Annotated in this window: 7 protein-coding genes; 6 read left to right on the forward strand and 1 reads right to left on the reverse strand. The window is 53.2% G+C overall.

Going from position 1 to position 6247, the window contains the following annotated elements:
* A partial coding sequence (locus tag DXU84_RS24770; protein ID WP_153376836.1) for a hydrolase occupies positions 1–438 on the reverse strand: 438 nt, incomplete at its 3' end.
* A 335-nt stretch (positions 439–773) separates the two neighbouring features.
* On the opposite strand from DXU84_RS24770, the gene aspS reads away from it, so the two are divergent.
* The 6 genes from aspS to ruvB all read left to right on the forward strand — a co-directional run bounded on the left by aspS (position 774) and on the right by ruvB (position 6133).
* On the forward strand, positions 774–2570 hold the full coding sequence (gene aspS, locus DXU84_RS24775) for an aspartate--tRNA ligase (RefSeq protein ID WP_112151804.1): 1797 nt from the start codon (positions 774–776) through the stop codon (positions 2568–2570).
* The gene (gene nudB, locus DXU84_RS24780) at positions 2570–3016 is read left to right on the forward strand and encodes a dihydroneopterin triphosphate diphosphatase (protein ID WP_013575034.1); all 447 of its coding nucleotides are present in this window, start codon (positions 2570–2572) and stop codon (positions 3014–3016) included. The genes aspS and nudB overlap by 1 nt, the downstream gene beginning before the upstream one ends.
* A gap of 25 nt (positions 3017–3041) precedes the next feature.
* Positions 3042–3785: a YebC/PmpR family DNA-binding transcriptional regulator gene (locus DXU84_RS24785; RefSeq protein WP_013575035.1), complete on the forward strand. Its 744-nt coding sequence runs from the start codon at positions 3042–3044 to the stop codon at positions 3783–3785.
* A 108-nt stretch (positions 3786–3893) separates the two neighbouring features.
* Positions 3894–4415, forward strand: a complete 522-nt coding sequence (gene ruvC, locus DXU84_RS24790) for a crossover junction endodeoxyribonuclease RuvC (RefSeq protein ID WP_013575036.1) — start codon at positions 3894–3896, stop codon at positions 4413–4415.
* A gap of 87 nt (positions 4416–4502) precedes the next feature.
* Positions 4503–5117 (forward strand): Holliday junction branch migration protein RuvA, encoded by a 615-nt coding sequence (gene ruvA / locus DXU84_RS24795; RefSeq protein WP_013575037.1) that lies wholly within the window; start codon positions 4503–4505, stop codon positions 5115–5117.
* A gap of 8 nt (positions 5118–5125) precedes the next feature.
* Positions 5126–6133: a Holliday junction branch migration DNA helicase RuvB gene (gene ruvB / locus DXU84_RS24800; RefSeq protein ID WP_013575038.1), complete on the forward strand. Its 1008-nt coding sequence runs from the start codon at positions 5126–5128 to the stop codon at positions 6131–6133.
* Positions 6134–6247: the final 114 nt, after the last annotated feature.

The raw sequence follows: 6247 nt of genomic DNA on the forward strand, positions 1-6247 counted from the left end.
ATGTTCCCAGGCATTACGGGCCGTAGATTCCACGCCGATGTTGGTGGAAATACCGGCAAGCACGATGCTTTTAATGCCGCGGCGGCGCAGTTGTAAATCCAGATCGGTGCCGTAAAACGCGCCCCACTGACGTTTGATCACCAGCAGATCGCTGTCGGTTACGCCCAGTTGTTCCGGGAATTCCCACCAGCTTGGCGGTAAACCGCCTTCCGGCGCAGCCGCAGGGACATCAACCGGTTGTTTCAGCGCTTCATCAAAAGAGTCAGACCAGCCCACGCGCACCATGACGACCGGCGCACCCAGTTTACGGAAACGGGTTGCCAGTTCAGTGGCATTATCCAGCACCTGCTGTGCGGTGTGCGGGCCGCCTGCGAACGGTAAAATTCCTTTCTGTAAGTCAATCAGTACCAGCGCGGTGTTTTTTGGATCAAGTTTCATGTTTAGCTCCCGGTTTTCAAAATGGGTAATGAGAGAAAGGAATCATTTACTGCGTGTACAAAGGGGATTGCGTGAGTCTATGCTAGCGCGGGGAGCAAAAAGATATAATTTTGTTAAATTATGTGTAGCCAGCAACACGAGTGAATTTCCGCGCCAGCGTTGACGTGTTCGCACTTATCCTTCGCCGGAAATTCCTTTATAATAGCCGCCTTTTTTCGACCTGAATAAAACCCATTCCGTGCGCTGCTGAGTTTTGCGGCGGGCGACCAGAGTCAATAACCGTTTCTGTGCCTGTGAGCCATGAGGCCGGGTAGTGGGATCAAAAGGATACCGTTATGCGTACTGTATATTGTGGAAAACTGAATGCGTCCAATGTGGGCCAGGAAGTAACATTGTGTGGCTGGGTTAACCGTCGCCGCGATTTGGGTGGTTTGATTTTCATCGATATGCGTGACCGCGAAGGCATCGTTCAGGTTTTCTTCGACCCCGATCAGGCAGAGGCCTACAAGCTGGCGTCTGAACTGCGTAACGAGTTCTGCATCCAGTTAACCGGCACCGTGCGTGCACGCCCGGAAAGCCAGTTCAATAAAGACATGGCGACCGGTGAAGTGGAAGTGTTCGCCAGTAATCTGAACATTATCAACCGTTCCGAATCGCTGCCGCTGGACTCCAACCACGTCAACACTGAAGAAGCGCGTCTGAAATACCGCTATCTGGATTTGCGTCGTCCTGAAATGGCTAACCGCCTGAAAGCGCGTGCAAAAATCACCAGCTTCGTACGCCGTTTCATGGACAGCCATGACTTCCTCGACATCGAAACTCCGATGCTGACCAAAGCTACACCGGAAGGCGCGCGTGACTATCTGGTGCCAAGCCGTGTGCACAAAGGTAAGTTCTACGCCTTGCCGCAGTCTCCTCAGCTGTTCAAACAACTGCTGATGATGTCTGGTTTTGATCGTTATTATCAGATCGTAAAATGCTTCCGTGACGAAGATTTACGTGCTGACCGTCAGCCTGAATTCACCCAGATCGATGTGGAAACCTCTTTCATGAGCGCCGAACAAGTGCGCGAAGTGATGGAGAAACTGGCCCGCGAACTGTGGCAGGAAGTGAAAGGCGTGGATCTGGGCGACTTCCCGATCATGACCTTCGCAGAGGCCATGCGTCGCTACGGTTCTGATAAACCGGACCTGCGCAACCCGATGGAAATGGTGGATGTTGCGGACCTGATGAAAAACATCGAGTTCAAAGTGTTTGCTGATCCGGCCAACGATCCGAAAGGCCGCGTGGCTGCATTGCGCGTTCCGGGCGGTGCCTCCCTGAGCCGTAAACAAATTGACGAATACGCCAAATTTATCGAAATCTACGGTGCGAAAGGCCTGGCTTATATCAAAGTGAATGAAGTGGCGAAAGGCCTGGAAGGTATCCAGAGCCCGGTGGCTAAATTCCTGAATGAAGAACTGCTGGCTGCCCTGATCGCACGCACTGGTGCACAGGATGGCGACATGATTTTCTTCGGCGCAGCCAGCGCGAAGATTGTGACTGACGCGATTGGCGCACTGCGCCTTAAAGTCGGCCGTGACCTGAAAATCACTAAAGAAGACATGTGGGCTCCGCTGTGGGTGATCGACTTCCCGATGTTTGAAGACACTGACGAAGGCGGCCTGAGCGCTATGCACCACCCGTTCACTGCACCAAAAGACATGAGCGCAGAAGAACTGGCAGCGAACCCGGTTTCTGCTATCGCTAACGCCTACGACATGGTGATCAACGGCTACGAAGTGGGCGGCGGTTCTGTGCGTATTCACCGCAGCGAAATGCAGCAGACCGTGTTCAGCATTCTGGGTATTAACGAGCACGAACAGCGCGAGAAATTCGGCTTCCTGCTCGACGCCCTGAAATACGGTACGCCTCCGCACGCCGGTCTGGCATTTGGTCTCGATCGTCTGGTGATGTTGCTGACCGGCACGGATAACATCCGTGACGTGATCGCCTTCCCGAAAACTACCGCTGCGGCGTGTCTGATGACCGAAGCGCCAAGTTTTGCCAACCCTGCGTCGCTGCTGGAACTGGGCATTGCGGTTGTGGCGAAAAAAGAAGTGACACCAGACACAAATACAGAGAATAACTAATGAGCTATAAGCGTCCTGAGTCGATACTGTGCGTCATCTACGCCAGAAACACCGGCAGGGTGCTGATGCTTCAACGAAAGGATGACCCGAATTTCTGGCAGTCGGTGACCGGCAGTCTGGAAGACGGGGAATCCCCAAATCAAACCACGCAGCGTGAAGTCATGGAAGAGGTCGGTATCGACATTGCAGGTGAAAACCTGACTCTGCAGGACTGCCATCGCTGCGAGGACTTTGAAATATTTGCGCATTTGCGCCATCGCTATGCTCCCGGTGTGACCCGCAATAAAGAACATTGGTTCTGTCTGGCGTTACCCGACGAGCGTGATGTGGTTCTCACCGAACATCATGCGTACCGGTGGCTCGATAAACTGGCAGCGGCAGCGCTGACAGTCTCCCCGAGCAACCAGCAGGCGATTGAAGAATTTGTAAACTATTCGGTCTGTTAAGACTTTAGACTTTTTGGAGATATTTATGGCAGGTCACAGTAAGTGGGCCAATACCAAGCACCGCAAAGCGGCGCAAGATTCTAAACGCGGCAAAATTTTTACCAAAATCATTCGTGAGCTGGTTACCGCTGCGCGTCTGGGTGGCGGCGATGCGGGTTCAAACCCACGTCTGCGTGCGGCTATCGATAAAGCGCTGTCCAACAACATGACCCGCGATACCCTCAACCGGGCTATCGCACGTGGCGTGGGCGGTGACGAAGACACCAACATGGAAACCATCATTTATGAAGGTTACGGTCCTGGCGGTTCAGCCATCATGGTTGAATGTCTGAGTGATAACCGCAACCGTACCGTGGCAGAAGTGCGTCATGCCTTCACCAAAACCGGTGGCAATCTGGGTACCGACGGTTCCGTGGCTTATCTGTTCTCCAAAAAAGGCGTGATCACTTTCGCTCCTGGTCTGGATGAAGACGTGCTGATGGAAGCCGCGCTGGAAGCGGGTGCTGAAGACATCATTTCTTACGATGATGGCGCTATCGATGTGTTCACTGCCTGGGAAAATCTGGGCGAAGTGAAAGACGCGCTGGAAGCCGCCGGTTACAAAGCTGATTCCGCTGAAGTCACGATGATCCCATCGACCAAAGCCGACATGGATGCAGAAACTGCACCTAAACTGTTGCGCCTGATCGACATGCTGGAAGATTGTGACGATGTGCAGGAGGTTTACCACAACGGTGAAATCTCCGACGAGATCGCAGAAACCCTGTAATCTCAGTGCCGCCGGTGGCTACCACCGGCTGGCTATCCTGTTGTCCCTCAGCAGTTTATACTCTCCCCAACTTTCCAAAAAAACGACAACACAAGGCGTTGACTGGCTATGGCTATTATTCTGGGGATCGACCCCGGTTCGCGTATTACCGGCTATGGCATTATCCGCCAGACAGGGCGTCAGCTCAGCTATCTCGGCAGCGGCTGTATCCGCACCGTGGTGGACGATATGCCGGGACGTCTGAAACTGATTTACGCCGGTGTGTCGGAAATCATTACGCAATTTCAGCCTGATTTTTTTGCCATCGAATCCGTGTTTATGGCGAAGAACGCTGACTCCGCGTTAAAGCTCGGGCAGGCACGCGGTGCGGCAATTGTCGCTGCTGTCAATCAGGATCTGCCGGTATTTGAGTATGCGGCGAGGCAGGTCAAACAGACCGTGGTCGGTACCGGTGCGGCAGAAAAAGCGCAGGTTCAGCATATGGTGCGGTCAATCCTGAAATTACCGGCTAACCCGCAGGCCGATGCCGCCGATGCGCTGGCAATTGCCATAACGCATTGTCATATGAGCCAGAATGCTATCCGGCTCAGCAGTGACAAATTACAGATGGCGCGCGGACGTATGCGATAGACGCCGCAAGTCCATTAGGCTGGATATCCATCCAGCCTTTTTTATGATATAAACATCGCTGCTTTTGACCTGACAAGGAAAATGAACGTGATAGGCAGACTACGAGGCATTATTCTGGAAAAACAGCCCCCTTTGGTGCTGCTTGAAACCAACGGCGTGGGCTATGAAGTGCATATGCCGATGACCTGTTTTTATGAATTGCCGGAACTGGGTCAGGAAGCTATCATCTTCACGCAATTTATCGTCCGTGAAGATGCCCAGTTGCTCTACGGATTTAACGATAAACAAGAGCGCGCGCTGTTCCGCGAGCTGATTAAAGTCAACGGCGTTGGGCCGAAGCTGGCGCTGGCGATTCTGTCAGGCATGTCGGCGCAGCAGTTTGTCAGTGCGGTAGAAAAGGAAGAAATCACCGCATTAATTAAGTTACCTGGCGTCGGTAAGAAAACCGCAGAACGCCTGGTCGTCGAAATGAAAGACCGGTTTAAAGGATTAAACGGTGATCTATTTAACAATCATACTGATATCACGCTACCTGCATCGGCGTCGAAAGCTAAAGAATCTGACGCCGAAGGCGAAGCCGTTGCAGCGCTGATATCCCTCGGATATAAACCACCGGAAGCCAGCCGCATGATCAGCAAGGTGGCCAAACCGGGCGCAGAATCTGAAACGTTGATTAGAGAAGCGCTGCGCGCAGCGCTGTGAGGTAAACGATGATTGAAGCTGACCGCCTGATTTCTCCCGAAGTTTTCAGTGAAGAAGAGGTCATTGACCGTGCGATCCGCCCGAAGTTGCTCAGCGAATACGTTGGACAGCCGCATGTGCGTTCGCAAATGGAAATCTTTATTCAGGCGGCTAAGCAACGCAAAGATGCGCTCGATCACCTGTTGATTTTCGGACCGCCGGGACTGGGTAAAACCACGCTGGCCAACATCGTGGCGAACGAGATGGGCGTGAATTTACGTACCACGTCGGGGCCGGTGCTGGAAAAAGCCGGTGATCTGGCCGCGATGCTGACCAACCTCGAGCCGCATGATGTGCTTTTTATTGATGAAATCCACCGTCTCTCACCGGTCGTCGAAGAAATTCTCTATCCGGCGATGGAAGACTATCAGCTGGATATCATGATTGGTGAAGGTCCTGCGGCACGCTCCATCAAACTCGATTTACCGCCGTTTACCCTGATTGGTGCGACGACCCGCGCCGGTTCCCTGACGTCACCGTTACGTGACCGTTTCGGTATCGTACAGCGTCTGGAGTTCTATCAGGTGGCTGATTTGCAGCACATCGTCGGACGTAGCGCCTCCTGCCTCGGGCTGGAGTTGTCGGAAGAGGGCGCGCATCAGATAGCCCGCCGTTCACGCGGAACGCCGCGTATCGCTAACCGCTTATTACGCCGTGTGCGTGACTTCGCGGAAGTGAAAGGCGACGGTACCATTAATGGTGATGTGGCTAACGGCGCGCTGGATATGCTGGATGTTGATGCCGAAGGTTTCGATTACATGGACCGCAAACTGTTGCTGGCCATTATCGATAAGTTCAGCGGCGGGCCGGTCGGGCTGGATAACTTAGCCGCGGCGATTGGCGAAGAGCGCGAGACGATTGAAGACGTCATCGAACCCTTCCTGATCCAGCAGGGATTTATTCAGCGCACACCGCGCGGGCGTATGGCGACCAATCATGCGTATAAGCATTTCGGTATCGCCAGAGAATCTGAGTAACAGATCTCCTGAGCATAAAAAAACGGACGCCCTGAGCGTAATGCCGGTCACTTAAGGTGACCGGCATTGTTTTTTAAGGGATATTTCGACCTTTTTTCTCTCACTTCCCTCGCA

Origin of the sequence: Rahnella sp. RcJ3 (genome assembly GCF_009498575.1) — a bacterium.
Taxonomy (GTDB): Bacteria; Pseudomonadota; Gammaproteobacteria; order Enterobacterales; family Enterobacteriaceae; genus Rahnella; species Rahnella aceris.